The sequence below is a fragment of the Sphingopyxis sp. JAI108 genome (genome assembly GCF_013410105.1).
GTDB lineage: Bacteria > Pseudomonadota > Alphaproteobacteria > Sphingomonadales > Sphingomonadaceae > Sphingopyxis > Sphingopyxis chilensis.
On sequence record NZ_JACCCJ010000001.1, the window covers coordinates 541691 to 568483 of the forward strand.

20 protein-coding genes are annotated in these 26793 nt (G+C 66.6%); 13 read left to right on the top strand and 7 right to left on the bottom strand.

What is annotated here, in order from left to right:
• The first annotated feature begins 78 nt into the window (after positions 1-78).
• The 3 genes from HDC29_RS02550 to HDC29_RS02560 all read left to right on the top strand — a co-directional run bounded on the left by HDC29_RS02550 (position 79) and on the right by HDC29_RS02560 (position 3567).
• Positions 79-987 carry a sulfite exporter TauE/SafE family protein gene (locus HDC29_RS02550; protein ID WP_179494073.1) on the top strand — a complete coding sequence of 303 codons (909 nt, stop codon included), beginning with the start codon at positions 79-81 and terminating at the stop codon, positions 985-987.
• On the top strand, positions 984-1757 hold the full coding sequence (locus HDC29_RS02555; protein ID WP_179494075.1) for a TIGR02186 family protein: 774 nt from the start codon (positions 984-986) through the stop codon (positions 1755-1757). The genes HDC29_RS02550 and HDC29_RS02555 overlap by 4 nt, the downstream gene beginning before the upstream one ends.
• 220 nt (positions 1758-1977) lie before the next feature.
• Positions 1978-3567 (top strand): ATP-binding protein, encoded by a 1590-nt coding sequence (locus HDC29_RS02560; protein WP_257018183.1) that lies wholly within the window; start codon positions 1978-1980, stop codon positions 3565-3567.
• Between the two features lie 38 nt (positions 3568-3605).
• Here the strand turns inward: HDC29_RS02560 and HDC29_RS02565 are convergent, their stop codons facing one another.
• From HDC29_RS02565 to purD, 4 genes are all read right to left on the bottom strand, one after another.
• Positions 3606-3992 carry a VOC family protein gene (locus HDC29_RS02565; RefSeq protein ID WP_179494079.1) on the bottom strand — a complete coding sequence of 129 codons (387 nt, stop codon included), beginning with the start codon at positions 3990-3992 and terminating at the stop codon, positions 3606-3608.
• Between the two features lie 42 nt (positions 3993-4034).
• Complete coding sequence (locus HDC29_RS02570) at positions 4035-5156, bottom strand: cell wall hydrolase (RefSeq protein WP_179494081.1); 1122 nt, start codon at positions 5154-5156, stop codon at positions 4035-4037.
• Between the two features lie 252 nt (positions 5157-5408).
• A complete protein-coding gene (locus tag HDC29_RS02575; protein WP_179494083.1) occupies positions 5409-6182 on the bottom strand; it encodes a hypothetical protein in 774 nt (257 codons plus the stop codon).
• 96 nt (positions 6183-6278) lie between these two features.
• The gene (purD, locus tag HDC29_RS02580; protein WP_179494085.1) at positions 6279-7556 is read right to left on the bottom strand and encodes a phosphoribosylamine--glycine ligase; all 1278 of its coding nucleotides are present in this window, start codon (positions 7554-7556) and stop codon (positions 6279-6281) included.
• Between purD and xseA the strand changes: the two genes are divergently transcribed.
• The 4 genes from xseA to HDC29_RS02600 all read left to right on the top strand — a co-directional run bounded on the left by xseA (position 7555) and on the right by HDC29_RS02600 (position 13581).
• Entirely contained in the window at positions 7555-8985 is a 1431-nt protein-coding gene (gene xseA / locus HDC29_RS02585; protein WP_179494087.1) for an exodeoxyribonuclease VII large subunit, read from the top strand. The genes purD and xseA overlap by 2 nt on opposite strands.
• Before the next feature lie 85 nt (positions 8986-9070).
• On the top strand, positions 9071-9283 hold the full coding sequence (locus HDC29_RS02590) for a DUF2093 domain-containing protein (protein ID WP_179494089.1): 213 nt from the start codon (positions 9071-9073) through the stop codon (positions 9281-9283).
• 47 nt (positions 9284-9330) lie between these two features.
• Positions 9331-10215 (top strand): M23 family metallopeptidase, encoded by an 885-nt coding sequence (locus HDC29_RS02595; RefSeq protein WP_179494091.1) that lies wholly within the window; start codon positions 9331-9333, stop codon positions 10213-10215.
• 279 nt (positions 10216-10494) lie between these two features.
• Entirely contained in the window at positions 10495-13581 is a 3087-nt protein-coding gene (locus HDC29_RS02600) for a TonB-dependent receptor domain-containing protein (protein WP_373562745.1), read from the top strand.
• 242 nt (positions 13582-13823) lie between these two features.
• Here the strand turns inward: HDC29_RS02600 and HDC29_RS02605 are convergent, their stop codons facing one another.
• A complete protein-coding gene (locus HDC29_RS02605) occupies positions 13824-14849 on the bottom strand; it encodes a hypothetical protein (protein WP_179494093.1) in 1026 nt (341 codons plus the stop codon).
• A 43-nt stretch (positions 14850-14892) separates the two neighbouring features.
• Between HDC29_RS02605 and HDC29_RS02610 the strand changes: the two genes are divergently transcribed.
• From HDC29_RS02610 to HDC29_RS02625, 4 genes are all read left to right on the top strand, one after another.
• Positions 14893-16077, top strand: coding sequence for an aspartyl/asparaginyl beta-hydroxylase domain-containing protein (locus HDC29_RS02610; protein ID WP_257018005.1), 1185 nt, complete (start codon positions 14893-14895; stop codon positions 16075-16077).
• A 107-nt stretch (positions 16078-16184) separates the two neighbouring features.
• Positions 16185-16517 carry a hypothetical protein gene (locus tag HDC29_RS02615; RefSeq protein ID WP_179494097.1) on the top strand — a complete coding sequence of 111 codons (333 nt, stop codon included), beginning with the start codon at positions 16185-16187 and terminating at the stop codon, positions 16515-16517.
• A 55-nt stretch (positions 16518-16572) separates the two neighbouring features.
• The gene (locus HDC29_RS02620; protein WP_179494099.1) at positions 16573-16896 is read left to right on the top strand and encodes a hypothetical protein; all 324 of its coding nucleotides are present in this window, start codon (positions 16573-16575) and stop codon (positions 16894-16896) included.
• Between the two features lie 19 nt (positions 16897-16915).
• Positions 16916-17227 carry a hypothetical protein gene (locus HDC29_RS02625; protein WP_179494101.1) on the top strand — a complete coding sequence of 104 codons (312 nt, stop codon included), beginning with the start codon at positions 16916-16918 and terminating at the stop codon, positions 17225-17227.
• A gap of 32 nt (positions 17228-17259) precedes the next feature.
• On the opposite strand, the gene clpB is transcribed toward HDC29_RS02625, so the two are convergent.
• Complete coding sequence (clpB, locus tag HDC29_RS02630) at positions 17260-19839, bottom strand: ATP-dependent chaperone ClpB (RefSeq protein WP_179494103.1); 2580 nt, start codon at positions 19837-19839, stop codon at positions 17260-17262.
• Between the two features lie 80 nt (positions 19840-19919).
• Complete coding sequence (locus HDC29_RS02635) at positions 19920-21494, bottom strand: leucyl aminopeptidase (protein ID WP_257018006.1); 1575 nt, start codon at positions 21492-21494, stop codon at positions 19920-19922.
• Positions 21495-21644: 150 nt separating this feature from the next.
• Here HDC29_RS02635 and HDC29_RS02640 point away from each other — a divergent pair, with 150 nt between their 5' ends.
• Entirely contained in the window at positions 21645-23801 is a 2157-nt protein-coding gene (locus tag HDC29_RS02640) for an acylase (protein ID WP_179494107.1), read from the top strand.
• 94 nt (positions 23802-23895) lie between these two features.
• Entirely contained in the window at positions 23896-26775 is a 2880-nt protein-coding gene (locus tag HDC29_RS02645; protein WP_179494109.1) for a pitrilysin family protein, read from the top strand.
• The last annotated feature ends 18 nt before the right edge of the window (positions 26776-26793 follow it).

Sequence of the window (26793 nt, forward strand, 5' to 3'; positions counted from 1 at the left end):
TCCCCGTGCCGCAAAAATGGTCTAGTGTCCGCGGAATCGCCGCCGTTCCGGTATCGTCGATACGCATTTGGGGCCTTCGTGGATCTTTATCTTCCAGTCGCCAATCTCTCGGTCAATGCGCTGGTCATCATCCTGCTGGGCGGCGGGGTGGGGTTCCTGTCGGGCATGTTCGGCGTCGGCGGCGGCTTCCTGACGACGCCGCTGCTTATCTTCTATGGCATTCCGCCCACGGTCGCGGCGGCGTCGGCCGCGACGCAGGTGACCGGCGCCAGCGTGTCGGGCGCGCTCGCGCATCTCGAACGCGGCGGGGTCGACCTGCGCATGGGGGCGGTGCTCGTAGCCGGCGGCCTGCTCGGCTCGCTGGTCGGCGCGGGATTGTTCGAACTGCTCACGGCGTGGGGCCAGATCGATACGGTGATCAACATCCTCTATGTCGTCCTGCTCGGCTCGGTCGGTGGGATCATGGCGCGCGAAGCTTTGGGCGCGCTGCGCACCATGCGCGCCGGGCTGCCCGCGCCCGCGCGCAAGCGGCGCCACCACCCGATGGTCGCGAACCTGCCGCTGCGTTGGCGCTTCTATCGCTCGGGCCTCTATATCTCGCCGCTTGCGCCGCTGATCCTCGGCATGGTGGTCGGCATATTGACGATGCTGCTCGGCGTCGGCGGCGGCTTCATCATGGTGCCCGCGATGATCTTCCTGCTCGGCATGGGAACGCAGGTCGTCGTCGGCACGTCGCTGTTCCAGATATTGTTCGTGACGATCGCGACGACGATGGTCCACGCGCTAACGACGGGGGCGGTCGATATCGTGCTCGCCGGGCTGCTGCTGCTCGGCAGCGTCACCGGCGCGCAGATCGGCGCGCGCTTCGCGCAGCGGGTGAAGCCCGAATATCTGCGCATGGCGCTCGCGGTCATCGTGCTCCTTGTCGCGGCGCGGATGGCGGTCGATCTCTTCATCCGCCCCGACGAAATCTACACGGTGCAATGACCGCTGCACGCGCCCTGATCCTCGCATTCGCACTGGCGCTGCTCCCGGCGACCGCGGCGGGCGCCGCCGACCCGCGGCTCGTCCCCGACGTGTCGAGCCGCGCGATCGACATCCAGTACAGCTTCACGGGCGAGGAACTGCTGCTGTTCGGCGCGATCCTCTATCCGGGGCAGCGCCTGCCCGACGACCGCGCCGATATCGTCGTCGTTCTCAAGGGCCCGGTGCGGCCGATAGTGCTGCGCGAAAAGCGCCGCGTCGCGGGAATATGGGTCAATGCCAGCAGCATCCGCCTGCGCACTTCGCCGAGCTTTTACGCGATCGGATCGTCGCGCCCGATCGACAAGTTGGTCGATGAACGGACCGCAGCGATTTTCGAGCTCGGCCTTGCCAATCTGTCGATGTCGCCGACCCAATTTTCCGAGGCAAAGACGCTCGAGCGGTTCGAGGCGGGACTCATCGACCTCTATCGCCGCGCGGGCCTCTTCGTCGAAAACCCCGCTGCGGTCGAAATTACCGAAGGCGTGCTCTATCGCGCGCGCATCCCCGTGCCCGCCCGCGTTCCGGTGGGGACCTATCGCGCCGAAACCTATCTGATCAGCCGCGGCCGCGTGCTTGCGGTTGCATCGCGCGACGTCCAGATCCGCAAGGCCGGGTTCGAACGCTTCGTGGCGCTCGCGGCGGAGCGCCACGGCTTTCTTTACGGCCTGTCCGCGGTGCTGTTGTCGCTGGTGCTCGGCTACGCCGCTTCGGCGATTTTCCGCCGCCGCTAGCCCCGTTCTCGTCAGCCGCTTTTCGCCCAAAGTTCACGGCCTATTTACCCTCGTCTGCGATAGGGCGAGCCGGGACCACAATAGGCGGGGCGGATATATGGACATGCAAGGTGGCGGATTCGGCGCCGGGGATCTGACAGCGGCACAGCACGTCCGCCTGGCGGGCGGCGGCGTGGCGGCGCCGGTCGCGCCGGTGACCAACCATCATCGCGACGACCTGATGATCGGCGAAGTCGTCGATATTTCGGGCTCGGCTTCGCGCATCCTGCTCGATTCGGCGATCATCGGCAAATTGGCGGCGTCGAACGATGCGGCGGTGGCAATGGCGGGCCAGGTCGGGGCGCAGGTCAAGGTCCGCGTCGGCAACATCTGGTTGATCGCGAGCATCCGCGACCAGCAACTCGACACGCGCGGCGAGGGCCTGATCGTCGCGACGATCGACTTCCTCGGCGAAGGCGAAGAGGAAAAAATCACCGGGCGCATCCACAATTTCCGGCGCGGCGTCACCCGCTATCCGATTCCGGGCAGCCAGGTCTTCGCGGCGACCAGCGCCGACCTCAAGCAGATATACGCCGCCGACGAGCGCGCGCACGTCGAGATCGGCACCGTCTATCCGACCAAGGATATTCGCGGCTCGCTTTATGTCGATGCGATGCTCGGCAAGCATTTCGCGCTGCTCGGATCGACCGGTACGGGCAAGTCGACGAGTGCGGCGCTGATCCTCCACAAGATTTGCGAGCTCGCCCCGCAGGGGCATATCGTGATGATCGACCCGCACGGTGAATATTCGGCCGCCTTCAAGGGCACCGGCGCGCTTTTCGACGTCGACAATCTCGCCATGCCCTATTGGCTGATGAATTTCGAGGAGCATTGCGAAGTCTTCGTCACCGCCGAAGGGCGTGACCGCCAGGCCGATTGCGACGTGCTCGCGCGCTGCCTGCTGCAGGCGCGCACCAAGAACCGGCTCGCCGAAGGCATGACCAAGATCACGGTCGACTCGCCGATTCCCTACCTGCTTTCCGACCTGCTCAACATCCTCACCAACGAAATGGGCAAGCTCGACAAGGCGACCTCGTCGGCGCCCTTCATGCGTATCAAGGGCAAGATCGAGGAAATGCGCGCCGACCCGCGCTATAATTTCATGTTCTCGGGCATGCTCGTCGCCGACACGATGGCGAATTTCCTTGGCAAGATATTCCGCCTGCCGTCGGACGGCCGCCCGATCTCGATCATCGACGTGTCGGGCGTGCCCTCCGACATCACCGGCGTCGTCGTCGCGGTGCTGTCGCGCCTGACCTTCGACTATGCGATCTGGTCGCGCGGCGAGCCGCAGCGTCCGATCCTGCTCGTCTGCGAGGAAGCGCACCGCTACATCCCGTCGAAAGACGTCGGGACGGGGCAGGCGGTCCGCAAGATCCTCGAGCGGATCGCAAAAGAAGGCCGCAAATATGGCGTGTCGCTGGGCCTGATCACCCAGCGTCCGTCGGATCTGGCCGAAGGCGTGCTGTCGCAGTGCGGCACGATCATCTCGATGCGTCTCAACAACGAGCGCGACCAGCATTTCGTGAAAGCCGCGATGCCCGAGGGCGCGCGCGGCTTCATCGATTCGATCCCGGCGCTGCGCAACCGCGAATGCATCATCTGCGGCGAAGGCGTGTCGATCCCGATCCGCGTGCATCTCGACACGCTCGAGGAAGAAAAGCGGCCGGCGTCGAGCGATCCGCTCTTTTCGAAGCTATGGCGCGAGACGGGCGGCGAGGCCGAAATCCTCGAGCGCGTCGTCAAGCGCTGGCGCAGCCAGGGCAGATAGGGACCATTGTCACCCCGGCCTCCGCCGGGATGACGATGTCAGCTTTTCGGGGGCTCCCAAAGCTCGATCGGATTGCCGTCGGGATCGTGGACGCGCGCGAAGCGGCCGATCGCGGGGTCATCCCATTCGTCCTTCGTGATGATTTCCTCGCCCGCCTCGCGAAACGGCGCCAGCACGGCGTCGAGGTCGTCGACGCGCAGGTTGATCATGAACTGGCGATCGGCGGCGAAATAATCGGTGTCAGCCTTGAAGGGCGCAAAGACCAGCGGACCGGCGGCGACGTTCCAGACCCACTGGTTCGGCGGCACGCTGTCGTCGGCGCTGCATCCGCCGCCGACGCCGAGCCGCTCGCGATACCAAAGGGCGAGTGCTTCGGGCGCGCGCGCCCGGAAAAACAGTCCGCCGATGCCTTTGACATGCCCCATCCTGGCCTCCCATGCTGATACGCGAAGCCTAGGCCGAAAATATCAGTCTTTCCACTCTCCGCTCTTGCTGAATTCCTCGCGGATCTGGCCCGACTGGTTGAGCCGCGGGTCGGTATAGGTCGGCGCTGCGGCAGGCGGCGGCGCAACTGTTGCCGGGGACGTCATCGCGCCGGGCAGCGGCGCCGGGGCGACATCGGGCAGCGACGCGGCGGGGCCGGCGAGCATCGGCGCGGGCCCGGCACCGGGGGCGAGGCCCTGGTCCTTGAGGATCGCCAGTTGCTGCGCAAGAGGGAGGTAGGGGCCCGGAACCGGCTCGCGGCCCGGATAGGGCGCGCGAAACGCATCGGGCATACCCCAGCGGCCGCGCCAACGGTGAAAGATATGAGCGCCGACGATGTTGGTCATCACCAGGCTCTTGCCCCAGCGCGGCCAGATCGCTTGCGTGTGATAATGCGTTGCGAGCCCGACCTTGGGGAAGACGGTGCCGCCGAGCGCCGCCGACGCGACCCGACTCGCACGCAGCCAGTTGCGCCGTTCGGGCGCGCGCGCCATCGCGCCGTCGCAGCTGAAGGTGAATTGGCACACGCCCGCTCGCTGCGATCCCTGAAAGACGACGCCGCATACCGTGTTGGGAAAGCTTGGATGGCGGACGCGGTTGATCACCGTCTGCGCGACGCCGCGCATTCCGTCGTCGGTCTCGGACGCGGCCTCGTAATAGATGGCGGCGGTCAGGCAATAATGCGCGCGCTCGCGGTCGAGCGCCGTAACCCCGCGAAAGACATAGGGTTTGGCGGGCGGCCCGACGAAGGCTTCCTCGCGCAGCAGTGCGGGGTCGGCGGGAGGCATCGCGGTTGCGTCGCCGTAACCCACGCTCGCCGGGTCGGGCAGAGTCGGATCGATTTTCAGCGCCGTCCGATAGTCTTCGGCGTTCATGATCGCCCAGCGTTCGGGGTCATAAGCCTTGAAATCGAGCGGTACCGACACGCTGTAGGGGCCGAAGACGGCTGGCGCGCGAAGCTGTCCGCTCGACAGGAGGAGGGCGAGACAGGCGACCGCGACCACCCCGACGATCCCCGCCCAAAAGAAACGCCCCGGCCCCGCCGGTTTTTCCGGCACCGGGTCGCGCCACGTCGAACGGGCGGTCAAGGACAGTTCGGGCTTCATGGGTGCATCGAATTTCCGTCGGCGCTTCGCGCGCGATTCGCGCGGAGCAGGCCAGCCCGCCTTATACGCTGAAACGCCAATAAATTGTTTCAACGCAAATCGGTGGTCCGTTCGGGGATGGGAGGCTGCCCTGCCCCTTAGCCGTTTTCGGTCATCCCGGGCTTGGACCCGGGCACGCCGGCCCTTGCATGAAAAGACAGATCAGGCTCCGCCTCACGCCTGGGCGACAAATGGGCGGAGCGGTCGGCCTTCTCAGAGCTCGCCGCCGAGCGCGCCATATTTGGCTTCGAAGCCGGCCTTGTCGCCGCGCGCCAGATAGCCCGCCTGGTCGACGATATTGTCGCGCGTGATGCGGCCCTGGAAGGCGCCGAGCTCGGCGTCCACCCGCGCGACGTCAGCCTCGGTCCAGTCGGCGATCTGCTGGAAGCTGGTGACGCCGAGCCCGTTCAGCAGCACGACGAGCTTGGGGCCGACGCCCTTCAGCAGTTGCAGATTGTCGGCCGTAGTTTTTGCCGCCTTGGGCGCGGGTTTCGCCGCGGCCGGGGGCGGAACGGTCGGTTCCTCCGGGATCGGGGCGGCTTCGGCCGGCGCCGGTTTTGCAGCCGCCTTTTTCGCCGCAGGTTTGGCCGCCGCCTTTGCCGCAGGCTCGGCAGGGGCTTTTGCCATGGGTTGCTTGGTCGCGGCTTTTTTTGCGGCGGCTTTCGGTTTGGCCGTGGGCTTGGGGGCCGCTTCGGCGATGGTCGCGGGCGCGGGAACAGGCTCGGGCGGCGTTGCCTTCGCAACGGGCGCGGGCGGCGGCGCGGGGGCGACGGGCTGGGGTTTGGGCTCGATCGGCTTGAAGCGCGCGGGTTCGGCGGCGATGATGTCGGGCTTCGCCGGTTCGAGCGGTTTGGCGGGCTTCGTCGGTTCCACGGCCGGCGGCGCAATTTCGGCAGGCTTCGAGCGTCCGAACAGCAACCACAAAAGCACGACGGCAACGACAAGGCCGACGACCGCGATAATCCAGTTTTCCTGAAGCCAGGTCATGATCTTCTCCGCTTGTGACTTTTGTCCAGCCTATTCCGCGTTTTCGCGCACGTCCACCCTTGTCACCCGCCTCGCGGGCTGCCTCGCGCCAGCCCCTTAGCGCGCCTCGCGCGCGATCTCTCTCCAACCAATGTCGCGGCGGCAGAAGCCGCTGGGGAAGTCGAGCTTGTCGACCGCGGCATAGGCGTGCGCCTGCGCTTCGGTCACGCTCTTGCCGGTGGCGGTCACGTTGAGGACGCGGCCGCCGGCGGCGACGAGGGTGCGATCGTCGCGCGCCGTTCCCGCGTGAAAGACACGCACGCCGCCCGCCTCTGCATCGGCGATGCCGCGAATCGCGCCGCCCTTTTCGGGGGTCGCCGGATAGCCCTTCGCCGCCATCACGACGGTGAGTGCATAGTCGTGCGAAAAGGCCGGGGCTTCGGCGCCGGCGAGCGCGCCGGTCGCAGCGGCGTGGAGCAGCGCCGCGAAATCGCCCTTGAAGCGCATCATCAGCACCTGGCACTCGGGGTCGCCGAACCGGCAATTATATTCGATCAGCTTGGGCCCTTCGCCCGTGAGCATCAGCCCGGCGAAGAGCACGCCGACATAGGGCGTGCCCTCCGCGGCGAGCGTCGCCACCGTCGGCCGGATGATGCGGTCCATGACCGCGGCCTCGAGGTCTGCGGTGAGGACGGGCGCGGGGCTGTAGGCGCCCATGCCGCCGGTGTTCGGTCCCACATCGCCGTCGCCAACGCGCTTGTGATCCTGCGCGCTGCCGAAAGCGATGACGTCGGTACCGTCGGAAAGGGCGAAGAAGCTCGCTTCCTCGCCGGTCATAAATTCCTCGATCACCACCTCGGCGCCCGCGCTGCCGAAGGCGCCGTCGAACATATCCTCGATCGCAGCTTCGGCGTCTTCGCGCGTTTCGGCGATGATCACGCCCTTGCCCGCCGCGAGTCCGTCAGCCTTGATCACGACGGGGATCGAAAAACCTTCGAGCACCGCGAGCGCCTCATCCGCGCTGGTGCAGCGGACATAGGCAGCGGTCGGGATGTGGGCGCGTGCGCAGAGATCCTTGGTGAAGCCCTTGGAACCCTCGAGCCGGGCGGCGGCGGCCGAGGGACCGAACGCCGGGATGCCGATGGCGCGCAGCCGGTCGGCGAGGCCCGCGACGAGCGGCGCTTCGGGGCCGACGACGACGAGGTCGATCGCATGCGCCTTCACAAAGGCGACCAGCCCGTCGAGATCGTCGGCGGCCACGGGCACGCATTCGGCGTAAAGCTCGATTCCCGGGTTGCCCGGTGCGGCATAGAGCTTGGCGCAGCTTGGCGATTGTGCCAACTGCCAGCTCAGCGCATGTTCGCGGCCCCCCGATCCGACCAGCAGGATATTCATGTCTGTCCCTTTTCCCGATACGGCGTCCGACGATGGCACCGACGCGCGGCTGTTAGCCGAGGCGACGCCGGGGGACAATGCGCCTGCCTTATCCGTCAGCCAATTGTCGGCGGCGATCAAGCGCACGGTCGAGGACGGCTTCGCGCGCGTGCGCGTGCGAGGTGAATTGTCGGGGGCAAAGCGCGCGGCGTCCGGGCATTTCTATGCGGCGCTGAAGGATGACAATGCGCTGATCGACATGGTGATGTGGAAGGGGCAGGCGGGGCGGCTGGCGTTCCGGCCCGAGGACGGGATCGAGGTGATCGCGACGGGCAAGCTCACCACCTATCCGGGGCGCTCCAAATATCAGCTCGTCGTCGATACGCTCGAAGTGGCGGGCGAAGGCGCACTGATGCTGCTGTTCGAAAAGCTCAAGGCGCGGCTCGGCGCCGAGGGACTGTTCGACCGCGAGCGAAAATATGACCAGCTGCCCTATCTGCCGCGCACGATCGGGGTCGTGACCTCGCCGACCGGCGCGGTGATCCGCGATATCCTGCACCGGCTGGCCGACCGCTGCCCAACGCATGTGATCGTGTGGCCGGTGCTGGTGCAGGGCGACGGCGCGGCAGCGCAGGTCGCGGGTGCGATCCGCGGCTTCGACGCCATCGAGCCTGGCGGGGCGGTGCCGCGTCCCGATCTGGTCATCGTCGCGCGCGGCGGCGGGTCGATCGAGGATCTGTGGGCGTTCAACGAAGAGGTCGTCGTGCGTGCGATCGCCGATTGCCGCATCCCGACGATCAGCGCGGTGGGGCACGAGACTGACGTGACGCTGGCCGATTATGCCGCCGACGTCCGCGCGCCGACCCCGACTGCGGCGGCCGAGATGGCGGTGCCGGTGCGCGCCGAGTTGCAGGCGCAGCTCGCGACGTGGAACGGCCGTATCATCGGCGCCGCGAACCGCCATCATCGGCTTGCGGACGAAAGGCTGACGGCCCTCGCGCGCCACCTGCCGAAGCGCGAGGCGCTTTACGCGCCGCAGCGCCAGCGGCTCGACGACGCGGGCGATCGCCTCGACCGTAGCCAGCGCCACCGGCTGGCCGTGATTTCGGAGCGGCTGGCGACGCGCGGCGCGGCGCTGCGCCCCGCGCTGCTCGCGCGGCGCTGGGACCGCGACCGCGCGCTGCTCGAAGGGCTGGGGCGGCTGCTGACCTCGCTCGACCCCCGCGCGCTGCTCTCGCGCGGCTATGCAATGGTGCGCGACAGCAGCGGCGCGATCGTCGCGACGGCGGGCAAGGCAAGGGACGCCGGGCGTCTGCGGCTGCAGTTCGCCGACGGCGACGTGCCTGTGCATGTGGCGGGGAGCGACGAACCTCCGCCGCCCGCCGCGCCGAAGCCCGCGCGCAAGCCGTCCGCCGCCGGGCCGGGCCGGGGGCAGGGCGAGCTGTTCTGAATCCGTTCGAAGGGCAGGGGGTGGCCGCGCGAGACGATGCTGTTATAGTCGCGCCAATGCCTTGCCGCCTTATGGATAGAGAATCATGTTGATCGCCAGCCGCAACCGCCTTGCCCGCCTCCAATATGGGCCGAACGGCTTTCGCATCCTTTCGCCGGGCGACCATGTGCTGTGCGCGGTGACCGGCGCCCCGATCGGGCTCGACGAGCTGCGCTATTGGTCGGTCGCGCGGCAGGAGCCTTATGCGAGCGCCGCGCTGTCGGTGCAGGCCGCGCTGGACTCCGCGCGCGGGGCATGAGGCCGGCAAAGGCGGATTGGCTTCGATACGGGGCGGCGCTTGCGCTGATGACCGTGTTTGCCGGCTGTGTGCCGTCGACCGATGCCGATACGGGAACGAAGCCCGCGCCACCGCCGTCGGTCCAGCCCGTTCCCCCGCCCCCGCCCGCTCCGCCGTCCCCGCCGGTGCGCGCCGATTTCGCATTGCAGGGTATCGCCGAGCAGGGTGCGGTGATGGTCGGGCAGGCGCCGGGCGGCACGCGCACGCTGACCTTCGATGGCAAGGCGATCCCGCTCGCCACCGACGGCCGCTTCCTGATCGCCTTCGATCGCGACGCCCCTGCCGAGGCCCGGCTCGTCGCGACGCTCGCCGACGGGCGCGAGGTCGTGCGGCCGATTGCCGTCGCGCCGGGTAGCTGGCGAATCGAGCATATCAACGCGCCGTATCGCGGCGGCGCGAGAAGCAACGCCGAATTCCAGCGCCGCCGTCCCGCCGAACTCGCCGCGATCGCGGCAGCGCGCGACAGGCAGGTCGCGTCCGACGGCTGGCGGCAGGCGTTCCGCTGGCCGGTGACCGGGCGGTTGTCGGGCTTCTTCGGCTCGCAGCGCGTCTATCAGGGCAAACCTGGCAGCTATCATAGCGGGACCGACGTCGCGGTGCCCGAAGGAACGCCCTTCGTGGCGCCCGCCGACGGCGTTGTCGTACTCGCCGCGACCGCACCCTTCACGCTCGAGGGCAATCTGTTGATCGTCGATCATGGCATGGGGCTATCCAGCGCTTTCCTCCATTGCCAGCGGCTCGACGTGAAGGTCGGCGACCGCGTCGTCCAGGGCCAGCGGCTCGGCACGGTGGGCCGGACCGGGCGCGCGACGGGACCGCATATGCACTGGGGCCTCAAATGGCGCGACGCGCGCCTCGATCCGGGCAAGCTGGCGGGACCGGTCGGCGGCTAGCTTCGCGATCGGGGCGTCGCCACGGCGTTCGCATTTCGTAACCATTGAAACAAAATGTCGCGAATGACGCGATGCAGCATATTGTATTTCGTGGCTTTCCGAGTTTGTTGCAAATACGTCACAATGCGCCGCGAAACGCCCCTTTGCGCCGGGAATTCCCTTTACTCCACATGAACGAAGTTTCATCCCGCACCCTATCGGGGCATCTGCGCGTCGGCTTTCTGTCGCCGCGCCGGGGGTCCGGGTAATTTCAATCCACCAGTAGCAAGGGACTGCACTGTGAAGAAAACCCACTATTCCAAGCTGAAGCTGGGTGCTGCGCCGCTCGTGATGAGCGTCGCCCTGGTTTCGGCTCCTGCCTATGCGCAGGACGCAGCCGTCGAGGGCGCGGCACCGGGCGAGGAAATCGTCGTCACCGGTACGCTGATCCGCAACCCCAACCTCGAACAGTCGACGCCGGTCAACGTGACGACCGCCGACACGATCGAGCTCAAGCAGTCGAACGTCGCTGAAGAAGTTCTGCGCGAACTGCCCGGCGTGGTCGCCAACATCGGTTCGGCGGTCAACAACGGCAACGGCGGCGCTTCGTACGTCGACCTTCGCGGTCTCGGCTCGACCCGTAACATCGTCCTGCTGAACGGCAACCGCGTCGCTCCGTCGGACGTCAACGGCCGCGTCGACCTCAACAACATCCCGCTCGCGCTGATCGAGCGCGTCGACGCGCTGACCGGCGCGGCGGTGACCACCTATGGTGCCGACGCCATCACCGGCGTCGTCAACTTCATCACCAAGCGCGATTTCGCCGGTCTGGAAGTCACCGCTTCGGAGCAGCTGACCGAACAGGGCGACGGCAACATCTTCCGCGTCGACGCCACGATCGGCGCCAACTTCGACGACGGCCGCGGCAACGCGGTGCTGAGCGTCGGTTACCAGCAGGCCGACGCCGTCTATCAGGGCGCGCGTCCCTTCTCGAACAACACGCTCGACAGCTATTCGAACACCTTCATCGGTTCGGGTACGTCGGTGCCGTCGCGCTTCTCGGGCACCCGCCCGCTCGGCCCCGACGGCCTGCCGATCACCGATCCCGACACCGCCAACAATGGCGTGTTCCAGATCGATCCGGAGACGGGCACGGCGGTTCCGACCTTCGCGACCTATAACTTCAACCCGTTCAACATCTTCCAGACCCCGTTCGAACGCTTCAACATCTATGGCCAGGCCAATTACGAAGTTTCGGACGCGATCGAAGTCTATACGCGCGGCATGTTCTCGAAGCAGACCGTGTCGACGATCATCGCGCCGTCGGGTTCGTTCGGCGGCGCCGTGACGATCAACCTCAACAACCCGTTCCTGCCCGCGAACCTGCGTAACCAGTTCTGCGGTTTCAACACGACGCAGGCGGACGGCACCTACACGCCGCTCTTCTCGCAGGCCGAGTGCGACGCCGCGGCGACCGCGGTGGACGAGGATGATCCGAACTATCGCACCGTTACGACCGCGCTGTCGCGTCGTACCCCCGAAGTCGGTCCGCGTATCAGCGACTATCAGACGACCTTCTTCGACTATCGCGTCGGCGCCCGCGGCGGCATCACCGACACGATCGACTGGAGCGTCGAGGGCGCGTACGGCGAATCGGAAAATATCCAGACGATTCAGGGCTACACCCTGCAGTCGCGCTGGCGCGAAGCCGCGCTGACGAATGACGGCGTGACCTGCTCGAGCGGCAACACCGATTGCGTTCCCGTCGATCTGTTCGGCCCCGAAGGTTCGATCACGCCCGAAATGGCCGATTACCTTCAGGAAAACAGCACCTCGGTCAACCGCACCTCGCTGGCGCAGGTTCGCGCGATCGTCTCGGGCGACCTCGGCTTCGCTTCGCCGATGGCGGTGCAGCCGATCGGCTTCGCGCTCGGCGGCGAATATCGCAGCTACAAGGCGCAGCAGCAGTCGGATCTCCTCGCCAAGACGGCGGGCGAACTCGGCGGCGCCGGCGGTGCGGCCCCCGACATCGACGGTGCGTATGACGTGTATGAGGCTTATGCCGAAATCGTCGCGCCGCTGATCGAGGACAAGCCTTTCTTCGAAAGCCTGACCCTCGAAGCCGGTATCCGCTATTCGGATTACAGCATCCGCGGTGCCGGTGGCTACGACACCTGGACCTGGAAAGCCGGCGGTAGCTGGGAACCGGGCGCGGGCGTCAAGTTCCGCGGCAATTACAGCCGCGCGGTTCGCGCGCCGAACATCGGTGAACTGTTCACGCCGACCTCGACGGTGCTGACCAACCTCGGTATCGATCCCTGCGCGGGCGCGGCTCCGACCACCAACGCCAACCTTCGCGCGATCTGTATCGCACAGGGTGCTCCGGCCGGTACCATCGGTGTCATCACCAATCCGACTGCGGCTCAGGCGAACATCACCGCTGGTGGTAACCTGAACCTGCAGCCCGAAAAGGCCGATACCTGGACGCTCGGCGTGGTGTTCCAGCCGGACTTCCTGCCGCGTTTCAACCTGTCGCTTGATTACTACAACATCAAGATCAACGACGTGTTGGGCACGCCGCTTCCGGGTGACATCATCGCGGCCTGCTTCGACAACATCACGGCGGCGAGCGCGAGCGACCCGGCCTGTACGTCGATCCGCCGCAACCCGATCACCGGCGGTCTCGACGGCGATCCGGCGACCACCCCGGGCCTGTTCGGTCTGACCAACAACCTCGGCCGCCTGTACACGGATGGTTTCGACCTTCTGATGAACTACAACACCGATGTTGGTTTCGCGAACCTCGCCTGGTCGTTTGTCGGCAACTGGACGCGTCATTCGAAGTTCAACGCCAACGTTGCCAGCCCGGATTCGCTCAACCGCGAATGCGTCGGCTACTACAGCGTGAACTGCTCGTTCACCGGCTCGATCCAGCCGGAGTTCCAGTTCTCGAACCGCTTCACGTTGGGCTTCGACGCCGTGGACGTCTCGCTGCTGTGGCGCTGGCAGGACGCTGTGTCGTTCGAACCGGCGCAGCTTGCGGCTGACCGGGCTGCGGCGGATGCTGCGAACCGTGACGGCGACGGCGTTCTGCTCCCGATCGACGATCAGGGCTGCCCCGACTTCGACGGTGCCGATCCGGGCGCCTGCGTCGTCGATCCGCAGTTCCGCAAGATCAAGGCGCAGCATTATTTCGACCTGACGGCACGTTTCAATGTCAGCGAGAATCTGGTGTTCACCGCGACCGTGCAGAACCTGCTCGACAACAAGCCGCCGATCGTCGGCAACTCGATCGGTTCGACCACCTACAACAGCGGCAACACCTTCCCGTCGACCTACGACGCGCTGGGCCGCCGTTACGCGGTGTCGGCGAAGCTGAAGTTCTAGTCGCTTCACGCTTCGACCAAGAATTGGGGGCGGACAGCAATGTCCGCCCCTTTTTCTATGCGGATGGTGCGGCTGTTTGACGACCGCTTTGGGGTGGTTATCGGCCGTTCGTGCACCCCGGCGAAAGCCGGGGCCCCAGTGCGGAAATATGCCAGGTTAGCGCCATCTTTCTGGACCCCGGCTTTCGCCGGGGCACACATCTCTATCGGCCGCTTCCGGCCGAAACCGCCCTTTCCGGGGTGTCAGCGCACCGGAAGCGCCACGGGAAGCGTCAGCGGAATAGCCGCCTGACCGGCGACGGCCTCGGCCCATCCGACGACCTGTGAAATTTCCTCGCCATAGGCGGCCTCGGCGGCGGCGAGGTCGCGTTGCCTTTCGCCTTCTGCGAAAGCAGCGCCCGACTTGCTGTTGCGCCCGAGTGCCGGATGGCCGGCGATCGCGGTGCGGTCGCCCGCGAGATGCAGATGATCCATCGCCGCCGCGACCGTCGCGACGGGATCGCGTGTCAATGTCTCGCTGTCGAGCGATGCGATCCGCGCGGGGGCCCAGTCGAGCAGCGCGGCGAAGGCCTGTTGCTGCGCGAGCCAGCCGACCGCCGCGACCTGCAGGTCCGACTGGCGGAAATAATCGCGCGGTTCGAAACCCAGCTCGACAAAGCCGTCGGCGAGATAGGATTCGAGCAATTCGCGGCACCACAGCCGGCACCACATACCCTTGCGCGCGACCGACAAAAGGAAGGCGCGGAGCGGCGCGTAGAGCAGGATCGCGCGTGCTTCCGGCCGCAGCATCAACGCCCCGCGGGCGAGCGGGTTGAAGATGTTCGACGGTTTGACGACCATCGCCTCGCCGGGCGCGAAGCCGCGCCCGAGCATCGCGAGCGCGCCGTCCATCACGCGGCCATGATCGCGGGGCGCCGCGCCGCGGCGGCGCCAGCCGATCATGTCGTTGAGCAGCACGGGCTCCGACAGGCTGGCGGCGACACCCGGCTGGTCGAGTGCGTGGGTCAGCATCGTCGAGGCGCAATAGGCCGAGTGAAAGATGAAATGGAGCGGTGCGGGTGGGGCGCCCATCGCGCCGAGGCAATCGCTCCGACGCAAAATCACCGGGGCCTCCTCCTCGCCCAGATGCGCGTCGATCAGGAACGGGACCGAAGCGCGCGCGGCGCGCGCGACGCGGCGAAAATGGAAGGCGTCGTGCCCCGGGTCATAACGATGCGCGAGCCATTCGGCATCATCGACAATGGCGGACACGGACGGTGCGGCGGTCATCAATCGACCTTGCCGACTGGCCCCGTCGATGGCAAGCACGGGCATGACCAGCACACCTCCTCCCGCCTCGGCCGTCGAGGCGAACCGGCTCGGCATCGCGGCTCTGCAGAGCGGCGACAATGAAGCCGCCGCGCGCCATTTCGGCGCGGCGATCGCGGCCGATCCGCATTCGGGCGCCTTGCAGCGCAACCTTGGCTCGGCATGGCGTGCGCTCGGCGACGATGCCCGTGAACTTGAGGCGCTCGACGCCGCGCTCGCGATCGATCGCCGCGACCTGATGGCATGGATCCGCAAGGGCGAACGCCACGAGGCGCGCGGTGAAATGGGTGCGGCGCTCGCCGCGTGGAGCGCCGCAATCGCGCTCGGCGCGCAACTCGACCCGGTGCCGCCGCCGCTCGCGCCATTGCTTGCGCATGGCCGCGACTTCGTCGCGGGGGCGACCGATACGATGTTCGCCGCGGCATCGGATGCTTTCGGGGACATGCGCGGCGACCTGACCGAGGCGGAGGCACGCCGCGGCGAGGCCTTCATCGCGAGCACGCTCGGCCGCCGGCGGATCTACCGGAACGAATGCGCGGGTGTCTATTATCCCTTCCTGCCTGCGGACGAATTCTTCGACCGCGGGCATTTCCCCTGGTTCGGGGAAATCGAGGCGCAAACCCCGGCGATCCGCGCCGAATTGCAGGCGCTGCTCGACGACCCGGGCGAGGCGCTGCGCCCCTATGTGCGGATGGAGGCGGGCTCGCCCGAAACCATCTGGTCGGGTCTCGACAACAGGCTCGACTGGGGCGCCTGTTTCCTGTGGGAATATGGCGCGCCGAACCAGCCGGTGCTCGACCGCTGTCCCGCGACCGCTGCCGCGCTCGCGGCGGTTCCGGGGGTGCATATCCCCGGGCGCGCGCCGAGCGCCTTTTTCTCGATGCTGAAACCGCACACGCGCATCCCCCCGCACACCGGCGTCACCAACACGCGCGCGATCGTCCATCTGCCGCTGATCGTCCCGCCCGGTTGCGGCTTTCGCGTCGGGGGCGAAACGCGCGAGTGGAAGGAAGGCACCGCCTTCGCCTTCGACGACACGATCGAGCATGAGGCGTGGAACGACAGCGACGAGCTGCGCGCGGTGCTGATCTTCGACGTCTGGAACCCGCATATGACCGCCGGCGACCGCGAGTTGCTGCTGCGCTATTTCGCGTCGGCCGATGCATCGGGTTATGCCGTGCCGCGCTAGGCGGCAGCCGTTTGATTGTGGCCGAGATTCAGCTTTGCGAAAGCCGCGAGCGCAAATATGATATGTGCCATGAGGCTGCGGGCCGTGCCCGTGGTAGGAGGAAACGCATGAACCGGATTGTCCCTGCTCTTGTCGCCGCCGCGCTGCTGGCCGCGCCCGGCGCGTTCGCCGCCGAAAGCGCTGCGCCCCCCGATCGCGCGCCGCCGCCCAAGGCGCCGTCGGCGATGACCCCGACCGAGATCAAGGCGCATAATGAGGGGCTGGCACAAACCCACCCTTATTATATCAAATGCCGCAAGACGCTCGAAATCGGGTCGCTCGTGAAGAAGAATCGCGTTTGCTACACCAATGAAAAGTGGAAGGAAGTGACCGCGCAGGGCAACCAGAACGCGCGCGACACCGCCGAAGCGATGGTGGGCAAGGGCGTGAACTCGAACTGATCGGTCATCGGGGCGAAAAGGGAGGACTATGCGGGCGCTGGCAATAAGCGTTGCAATGATCGCCGCCACACCGGCGAGCGCAGGTGAGGGCGAGCCGCGCCTCGCGCGCGCGCCGTCGGACATGTCGGGGGCAGAGATCGACGCCTATAACGAAGGGCGGATGGCGAGCGATCCCGACTATATCCGTTGCCGCCGGATCGAGCAGGTGGGCTCGCTCGTCAAGAAGCTGCGCGTCTGCAACACCAACGCCGAATGGAAGCGGATCGTCGACAAGGGCAATCAGGACGCGCGCGATTCGATGGAAACGCTCGCGCGCGGGTGGAGCGTGTCGCAGGAGCCGCAGGATCAGTTGATGCGGGCGCCCGACCGGCCGCAATGAACGGAAGGATGTCTCTCCCATGCTGAATATCTTGACCGCACTGGCGCTCGCCGCTGCCCCGGCTACGGCGGAGGCCGAAAACCGCCGCGCGCTCGACAAGGCGCCGTCGGCGATGACCAATGCCGAGATCAGGGCCTTCAACGAAGGGCTGGCGATGACCCATCCCGACTATATCAAATGCCGCAAGATCGAGGAGAGCGGCTCGTGGGTCAAAAAGGCGCGTGTGTGCCGCACCAACGAGCAATGGAAGCAGGCATGGGCGCAGGGCAACCAGAATGCGCGCGACACCGCCGAGGCGATGACGCGCGCACCCGTCAATCACAGCAATTGATCCGCGCCGTTCCGGGTGCGGGCTGACCAGGCTCAGGCCGGGGTCAGCACCAGCGCGCCGTCGCCTTCGTCGGCCGTGATCGTCGATCCGTCCTTGACCTCGCCCTTCAGGATCAGGTCGGCGAGCGGGTCCTGCAGATATTTCTGCACCGCGCGCTTCAGCGGCCGCGCGCCATAGACGGGATCGTAGCCGACCCGGCCGAGCCACGCGCGCGCGGCGTCGCTGAGGTCGAGCGTCACCTTGCGGTCGGCGAGCAGCTTCTGGACGCGCGCGACCTGGATATCGACGATACCCGCCATATGCTGCTGCGCGAGCCGGTTGAAGAGCACGATCTCGTCGAGCCGGTTCAAAAACTCGGGCCGGAAATGCGCGCGCACCACCTCCATCACCGCGGGCTCGGCCTGCTCGACCGGTGCGTCGTCGGGAAGCGCCGCGATCGCCTGGCTGCCGAGGTTCGACGTGAGGATGATCAGCGTGTTGGTGAAGTCGACCGTGCGGCCCTGTCCGTCGGTCAGCCGCCCGTCGTCGAGCACCTGGAGCAGGATGTTGAAGACGTCGGCGTGGGCCTTTTCAACCTCGTCGAAGAGGACGACCTGATAGGGCCGGCGGCGCACCGCTTCGGTCAGCGTGCCGCCTTCTTCATAGCCGACATAGCCCGGCGGTGCGCCTACGAGGCGCGCGACGCTGTGCTTTTCCATGAATTCGGACATGTCGATGCGGACCATCGCATTGTCGTCGTCGAACAGGAAGCGCGCGAGCGCCTTGGTGAGTTCGGTCTTGCCGACCCCCGTGGGCCCGAGGAAGAGGAAGCTGCCGAGCGGGCGGTTCGGATCCTGCAGCCCCGCGCGCGCGCGGCGAACGGCGGTGGAGACGGCGCGTACCGCCTCGTCCTGGCCGATCACGCGCTTCGCCAGCGTCTCTTCCATGCCGAGCAATTTCTCGCGCTCGCCTTCCATCATCCGGTCGACGGGGATGCCGGTCCATTTGCTCACGACGGCGGCGATATCGTCGGCGGTGACCTCCTCGCGCAGCATGGCATTGCCGGCGATCGCCTGCGCTTCCTCCAGCTGCCTTTCGAGCCCGGGGATCGTGCCGTAGGATAGCTCGCCCGCCTTGGCGAGATCGCCGGCGCGCTGCGCCTGCTCGAGCTGGCTGCGCGCGGCGTCGAGCTCTTCCTTGATTTTCGCCTCGGCGTGGATCTTGTCCTTCTCCGCCTGCCACCGCTGCGTGACTTCGGCCGACTGTTGTTCGAGGTTCGCGAGCTCGGCCTGAAGCGCGGCGAGCCGGTCCTTCGACGCGGCATCGCTTTCCTTGCCGAGCGCCGATTCCTCGATCTTCATCTGGATGATACGGCGGTCGAGGCTCTCGATCTCCTCGGGTTTCGATTCGACCTCCATGCGGATGCGGCTCGCGGCCTCGTCCATCAGGTCGATCGCCTTGTCGGGCAGGAAACGGTCGGAGATATAGCGGTTCGATAGCGTCGCCGCAGCGACGATCGCGCCGTCGGTGATCCGCACGCCATGGTGCAGTTCATATTTCTCCTTGATCCCGCGCAGGATCGAGATCGAATCCTCGACCGTCGGTTCGCCGACGAAAACGGGCTGGAAACGCCGCTGGAGCGCGGGGTCCTTTTCGACATGCTTGCGATATTCGTCGAGCGTCGTCGCGCCGATGCAATGCAGTTCGCCGCGTGCCAATGCGGGCTTCAGGAGGTTCGAGGCGTCCATCGCGCCCTCGCCCTTGCCCGCGCCGACGAGCGTGTGCATCTCATCTATAAAGAGGATGATCTCGCCCTCGGCGGCCTTCACATCATCGAGCACGCCCTTCAGCCGCTCCTCGAACTCGCCGCGATATTTGGCGCCCGCGATCAGCGCGCCCATGTCGAGCGCGAGCAGGCGACGATCCTTCAAACTGTCGGGCACGTCGCCGTTGACGATGCGCAGCGCCAGCCCCTCGGCGATCGCGGTCTTGCCGACGCCGGGCTCGCCGATGAGGACGGGGTTGTTCTTGGTCCGGCGCGCGAGGATTTGCACCGTGCGGCGGATTTCCTCGTCGCGGCCGATGACGGGGTCGAGTTTGCCCTCGCGCGCGACTTCGGTGAGGTCGCGCGCGAATTTCTGAAGCGCGTCGTAGCGATCCTCGGCCGATGCCGTGTCGGCGGTACGACCGCCGGTCAGCTTGGCGATCGCGGCGTTCAGCGCCTCGGGCTTCACGCCCGCGTCGACGAACACCTTGCCGACTGGCGTGCTGGGCGTGAGCGCCATCGCGAGCAGAATGTTCTGGACGGCGACATATTCGCTCCCTGCTTTCGCGGCGACCTGTTCGGCCTGGTCGAGCAGGCGAACGGCGTCGTTGTCGAGGCCCGGGGTTTGCTGGGCGCCGGATCCCGACACCGCCGGAACCTTGGCAAGCAACGCGTCGATGCCTTGCACCGCGCGTGCGGTGTCGCCGCCGCTGTTCGCGATCAGGCCGGCGGCCATGCCCTGATTGTCTTCGAGCAACGCTTTCGCGATGTGCTCGGGCGAAATCCGCTGATGGTTCATGCGGATCGCGATCGTCTGCGCCGCCTGCAGAAAGCCTTTGGCGCGGTCGGTAAATTTTTCGAGGTTCATTCAGAAAGCCCCTTTCTCACGGAGCAAGATAGTGTTGCAATTTGGCAACACAAGGGGCCTTCCGAGGTTCCGCAAAAACTCTATTCCTCGCCGCGCGCGAGCTGGTCGAGCAGGCGCACGCCGAAGCCGCTCATGCCCTTCGGAACGAGCGAGGTCGCCTTGTCGGCCTGATTAACCCCCGCGATGTCGAGGTGCGCCCACGGCGTTGTTTCATCGACGAAAAAGCCGATGACATGCGCACCGAGGCTCGCGCCCGGTCCCTGGCTCGGAGCGATATTGCGGATGTCGGCGACGTCCGATTTCAGCTTTTCGGCATAATTTTTATGAAGCGGCATCCGCCAGAGTTCCTCGCCGCTCGCGGTGCCAGCGGCGAGCAAGGCGTCGGCGAGCTTTTCGTCGCGCGCGAAGAGCCCGGCATATTGGTCGTCGAGCGCGCTGACGATCGCGCCGGTGAGCGTTGCGATATTGACGATCGCGCGCGGTTTGTAAGCCTTGGCGACATATTCATTGGCGTCGGCGAGGACGAGACGTCCTTCGGCGTCGGCGTTGAGCATCTCGATCGTCTTGCCCGACATGGTGCGCGTGATGTCTCCGGGTCGCTGAGCATTGCCGTCGGGCATATTTTCGGCGAGCGCGGCGACGGCGACGACGTGCACCGGCGCCTGCGACCTGGCGAGCGACAGCGCGGCGCCGATGACCGAGGCGGCGCCCGACATGTCGCCCTTCATATCCCACATGCCGTTTCCGGGTTTCAGCGAAATCCCGCCGGAATCGAAGGTGATGCCCTTGCCGACGAAGGCAAGGGGCGCGTCGGGCGCGCCCGCGCCGCGATAACGCACCGCCAGCAGCCGCGATCCCCGCGGGCTGCCTTGTCCGACGCCGACGAGCGTGCCCATGCCGAGTTTTCGCATCGCGGCTTCGTCGAGCACCTCGATGCTCACGCCCGGGGTCGCGGCAAAGGCCTCGCGCACGCGCGCGACGAAGCTTTCGGGATAGATGACGTTGGCGGGCTCGTTCGCGAGGTCGCGCGACAGGCGGACGCCGTCGGCAAGCGGTTTCCAGCGGCTCGTGAAGGCGGCCTCGGCGGCGTCGGGATCGGCGCTGACGAACGTCGCCGCGCCCGTTGGCGGCGTCTTTTTGTCGACGGTCTTGTACCGATCGAAACGGTACTGGCCGAGCGCGAAGCCATAGGCGACGTCGGCGGCGGACAGGTCGCCATAGGCCCCCGCGATCGTCACCGGATGCCCTTCGCTCCTGAGTTCCTGTGCCGCCTTGCCGCCCGCTTCGGCCAGCGCGAGCGACGAAGGGGTGGTGCCCGCGCCGACGAGCAGGATGCGCGGGTGCGCGCCGATACCGCGCAGCGACAGCGTCGCCCCCGCCTTGCCGTCGAAACTCGCCGCCGTGGCCGCTGCGGCGACGGCCTGACGCTCGGCCGCGCTCAACGCGACGCCGTCGAGCGGCGGCAAGGTGGCGTCGGTCATCACGACGACAAGCGCCGCGCCCGCAGGCGCGTTGGCGGCAAAGCCGATCGCGCGTTCGGCGCTGTTCGCGGCGGTGGCGGGGACGACGCCAGATCCGGTGATATCTTGTGCCATCGCGGAGGGCGCGAGCGCGAGCGACAGGCAGGCGGAAAGGAGCAGGTGTTTCATACGCATCGTTCGATATTCCCCGTTGTTCAATGACCTGCATCCTGCATAGCGGCGCACCGCCGACCCGCAAATCCGCCTCGACGAACGACAGCCGCTTGCCATCGGACGACATGGCCGCCACAGATGCGCGCGGACCGGCCACGAAGAGGATCAACGATGCTGCGACGGATTTTTCTGGGCTTCTTGGCTCTGGTCGTCGTTGCCGCCGTATCGCTCGCTTTCTGGGAACCGCTGACCGCCGAAGCGCCCCCGCCGCCCACTTTCAAGCCCGCCGACGTTCGTATCGCGCGCGACAAGTTCGGGGTGCCGCATATCTTCGGCAAGACGGACGCCGACGTCGCCTATGGCGTCGCCTATGCCCATGCCGAGGATGATTTTTCGACGCTGCAGGAGGTGCTCGCGATGACGCGCGGGCGCGCCGGCGCGATGCTCGGCGAGGATGGGGCGAAGATCGACTATGCCGAGGCGCTGCTGGACGTGCGCGCGACGGCGCGGCGCGACTGGCCGCGGCTTCCCGATGATGTGAAAAAGCTTTTCACGGCCTATGCCGCGGGGCTCAACCATTATGCCGACAAGCATCCGGACGAGGTGCGGCTGTCCGGGCTGTTCCCGGTGACCGGCGAGGATGTCGTCGCGGGTTTCGTGCTGCGTTCGCCTTTCTTCTTCGGGCTCGATTCGGTGCTCGGTTCGCTCGTCGAAGGAGCCGAGATCGGACGCGAGGGCGGACCGGCGCTCGACAAATCGGGCAAGCTCGTCCCGCGCGAACTGACGCCGGTCGGCACCGACCCGGCCGACAATGGATCGAACGGCATGGCGGTCGCGCCGGCCAGATCGTCCGACGGTGCGACGCGGCTCGTCTCGAACTCGCACCAGCCGTGGACCGGCGGCGTCGCCTGGTACGAACTGGTCGTCCATTCCGAAGAGGGCTGGGACTTCGCCGGCGCGAACTTTCCCGGTTCGCCTTATCCCTTCCTCGGCCACAATAAATATCTCGGCTGGACCAACACGGTGAACCGGCCTGACCTGATCGACGTCTACAAGCTGACCCTCGACGACAGCGGGGAAAACTACCGTTTCGACGGAGCGTGGCGCCCGCTCGAGGAAAAGCGCATCTGGCTGAAGGTCAAGGTCGGCCCGTTCGTGCTGCCCGTGCCGCGCACCATTTATCGGTCGGTCCACGGGCCGGTGGTCAAGAATGAAAAGGGCGCCTTCGCGATCCGCTACGCGGGGATCGACCAGGCGAATATGGTCACCCAATATTACCGGCTGAACAAGGCGAAGGATTTTGCCGAATGGCGCGCGGCGATGGCGGGGCAGGGCGTGCCCGCGACCAATTTCATCTACGCCGATGCAAAGGGCAATATCGGGCTTTTCTATAATGCGATGTTCCCCGACCGGCCGGCCGGATATAATTGGCGCGGCGTGCTGCCCGGCGACACGTCGGCCGATCTCTGGACCAAGACGCTGCCGTTCGACCGCGTTCCGGCGCTCGTCAATCCGCGCTCGGGCTATGTGATGAACGCGAACAACACGCCGTGGGTCGCGGCGGGGCCGGGCGACGAACTCGATGCCGCCGCTTTCTCGCCCCTGCTCGGGATCGAGGACGATATGACCAATCGCGCGACGCGGTTGATCGAGCTGTTCGAGGCGTCGGGTCCGATCGACGAGGCGCGGCTCAAGGCGATCAAATATGACACCGCCTATTCGCAAACCGGCTATGCGAAGGCGTGGATGGACCGGCTGCTCGCGCTCGATACGAAGGGCGATCCGGCGCTCGCGCGGGCGCAGGGGCTGCTGCGGGCATGGGACTGGAACCTCGACGGCCGGGGCAAGGGCGACGCACTGGCGCTGATGGTGCTGCGGCCCGCGAACGGCCGCCATTACCAGCGCCGCGCCGCGCCCGACCCGCGGACCGTCCTCAAGGAAACCGTCGCGCATCTGCAGGATCATTTCGGCGGGCTCGATCCGAAACTCGGCACCGTGCTGCGCCTCCGCCACGGCGAAGGATCGAACCGCGTCGACCTGCCGCTCGACGGCGGCAACGACACGGTGCGCGCCTCGACCTTGTGGGACGCGGAGCCCGACGGGCGGCTGAAGGTGCGCCACGGCGACAGCTTCATCATGTTCGTGACATGGGACAGGAGCGGCCGGGTGCAGTCCGAATCGATCCAGCCCTTCGGTGCGGCGACGACGCGCCCCGGCAGTCCGCATTACAATGACCAGGCCCCCCTGTTCGTGGCGCACAAGCTCAAGCCCGTGCTGTTCGATCCGGCGGCGCTGAAGGCGAGCGGGGCGCGATTCTATCGGCCTTGAAAGCCGGGGGGCGCTGTCCTAAACCATTGATACAGTGCCGTCCGGCACCCGATCGGCAGGCCTGCGCCTGCATGCCTTGATCTAGGGGATTTTCATGGCTCGTTTCCATCGTTTCGCTGTCGTCCTTGCCTTGTCGACCTCGCTCGTCGCCGCCGCTCCAGCCCTCGCCAAGGCCGCGGCGCCCGCGCCGACCGCCGACCTCGTCAAGGCGGTCGATATTCCGTACGAAGCCTTCACGCTCGACAATGGCCTGCGCGTGATCGTCCATGAGGATCGCAAGGCGCCGGTCGTTGCGGTGTCGGTGTGGTATCGCGTCGGGTCGAAGCACGAACCCGCGGGGAAGACGGGTTTTGCCCACCTGTTCGAGCATCTGATGTTCAACGGTTCCGAAAACGCTCCCGACGATTTCTTCGAGCCGCTGCGGCAGGTTGGCGCGACCGATTTCAACGGCACGACCTTCCTCGACCGCACCAATTATTTCGAGACCGTGCCGACCGGCGCCCTCGACCTCGCGCTGTTCCTCGAAAGCGACCGCATGGGGCATCTGCTCGGCGCGGTGACGCAGGAAAAGCTCGATAACCAGCGCGGCGTCGTCCAGAATGAAAAGCGCCAGGGCGACAATAATCCCTACGGCCTGCTGCGATACGAGATTTTCGAGAATCTCTTTCCCAAGGGGCACCCCTATCACCACAGCACCATCGGCTCGATGGCCGACCTCGACGCGGCGAGCCTCGACGATGTGAAAAAATGGTTCACCGACAATTACGGCCCGAACAACGCGGTGCTCGTCCTTGCCGGTGACATCGACGTACCGACGGCCAAGGCGAAAGTCGGCGAATGGTTCGGCGATATTCCGCGCGGCCCCGAGATCAAGGCGCCCGCGGCCCCGGTGCCGACGCTTCCCGCGCCGCTCGCGAAAGAGGTCAAGGATATGATCCCGACCACGCGAATCTATCGCATGTGGACGATGCCGGGGCTCAACGATGCCGAAGCCGTGCCGCTCCAGATGGCGATGTCGGTGCTCGGCGGGCTGTCGTCGTCGCGGCTCGACAACGCGCTGGTGCGCAAGGACCCGATCGCGGTCAGCGTCTCGGCGGGTGCATCGCCGTTCGAGGACGCGGGGATCGTCCTCGTCCAGGCCGACGTCAAGGAAGGCGTCGATCCGGCGCATGTCGCGAAACGGCTTGACGAGGAAATCGCGGCCTTCCTCGAAAGCGGGCCGACCGCCGACGAATTGCAGCGCGCGACCGCCAGCTATCTGGGTGGCGCGATCTCGCAGCTCGAATCGGTCGGCGGCTTCGGCGGCAAGGCGGTGACGCTGGCCGAGGGCGCGCTCTATTCGAACGATCCCGACCATTACAAGGTCGAGCTCGAACGCCTCGCCAAGGCGACGCCCGAACAGGTGCGCGACGCCGCGCGCAAATGGCTGACGCGCCCGGCCTTTTCGCTGACCTATACCCCCGGCGAGCGCACCGAAGGCGGTGAGAACCGCGGCGGCGCTGTCGTGGGGGCAAAGGGCGCGCCCGCAGTTCAGCCCGACCGCTACTGGAACCCCGCGCTGGGCGACGTTGGCCCCGACAGCGGGATCGGCGCGGCGACGTCGATCGCCGACCGCTCGCAATTTCCCGGCGTCACGGGCCTGAAGGCGCTCGAATTCCCCGACATCGAGCGCGCCAGGCTCAAAAATGGCATCGAGGTGGTTTTCGCCCGCCGGACGACGGTGCCGACGGTCAACGTCCAGGTGAGTTTCGACGCCGGCTATGCCGCCGATCCGCGCAGCGCGCTCGGCACCCAGTCGCTGATGCTCAGCCTGATGGACGAAGGCACGACCAGCCTCGATTCGATCGCCTTTGCCGAAGCGAAGGAGCGGCTCGGCGCGCAGACCTATGGCTATGCCGACGCCGACGAAACCGCGCTCGGGCTGTTCGCGCTCAAGCCGAATTTGCGCGCGTCGCTGGCGCTGCTCGCAGATTATGTGCGCAACCCGGCGTTCGATGCGAAGGAACTGGAACGCGTGCGCGCGCAGCAGCTCAACCGGCTGAAGGCCGAACTCAACGAACCGCGCGCGATCGCGAGCCGCGTGCTGATGCCCGCGCTTTACGGCGCCGAGCATCCCTATGGCATCCCGCCTTCGGGCCTCGGCAATGCGGCGGCGGTGACCGCGGCGACGCGCGACCAGCTCGCGGCTTTCCACTCGGCGTGGATCCGTCCCGACAATGCGCGGATCTTTGTCGTCGGCGACACGACGCTTGCCGAAGTGAAGAAGGAACTCGATGCGACATTCGGCGACTGGAAAGCGCCGGCGGCGGCGAAACCGAGCAAGCATTTCGAGATTGCGATCCCCAAGCCGCAGCCGCGCATCCTGCTCGTCGACCGGCCCAAGGCGCCGCAATCGGTGATCCTCGCGGGCAGGGTGCTCGACGTGAAGGGCGGCGACGGGCTGGAAGTGCTGCGGTCGGCGAACGACATTTTCGGCGGCAATTTCCTGTCACGCTTCAACATGAACCTGCGCGAGACGAAGGGCTGGTCCTATGGCGTGCGTACGCAGGTCTCGGGCGAAAAGGACCGCGTCAGCTGGATCGTGTCGGCGCCGGTGCAGGCCGATCGCACCGGCGATTCGATCAAGGAGCTGCAAAGCGATCTCAAGGCCTTCCTCGGCGACAAGGGCGTGACCAAGGAGGAATTGCAGCGCACCGTGAACGGCAGCGTTCGCGAACTGCCCGGCAGTTTCGAAACGTCGAGCGACGTGCTCGGCGGGCTGCGCGCGATCGCCAAATTCGATCGCCCCGACGATTATTACGAGAAACTGCCCGCGACCTATGAAGCGATGACACCCGAAGCCGTCGATGCAGCGGCGCGAAAGGCGCTGAGCACCGATGATCTCGTCTATGTCGTCGTCGGCGACGCCGCGGTGGTGAAACCGCAGCTTGACGGATTGGGTCTGCCGGTGGAAACGGTGTCCCCCGCTAACTAACATCAGTTTCAGTAAGGA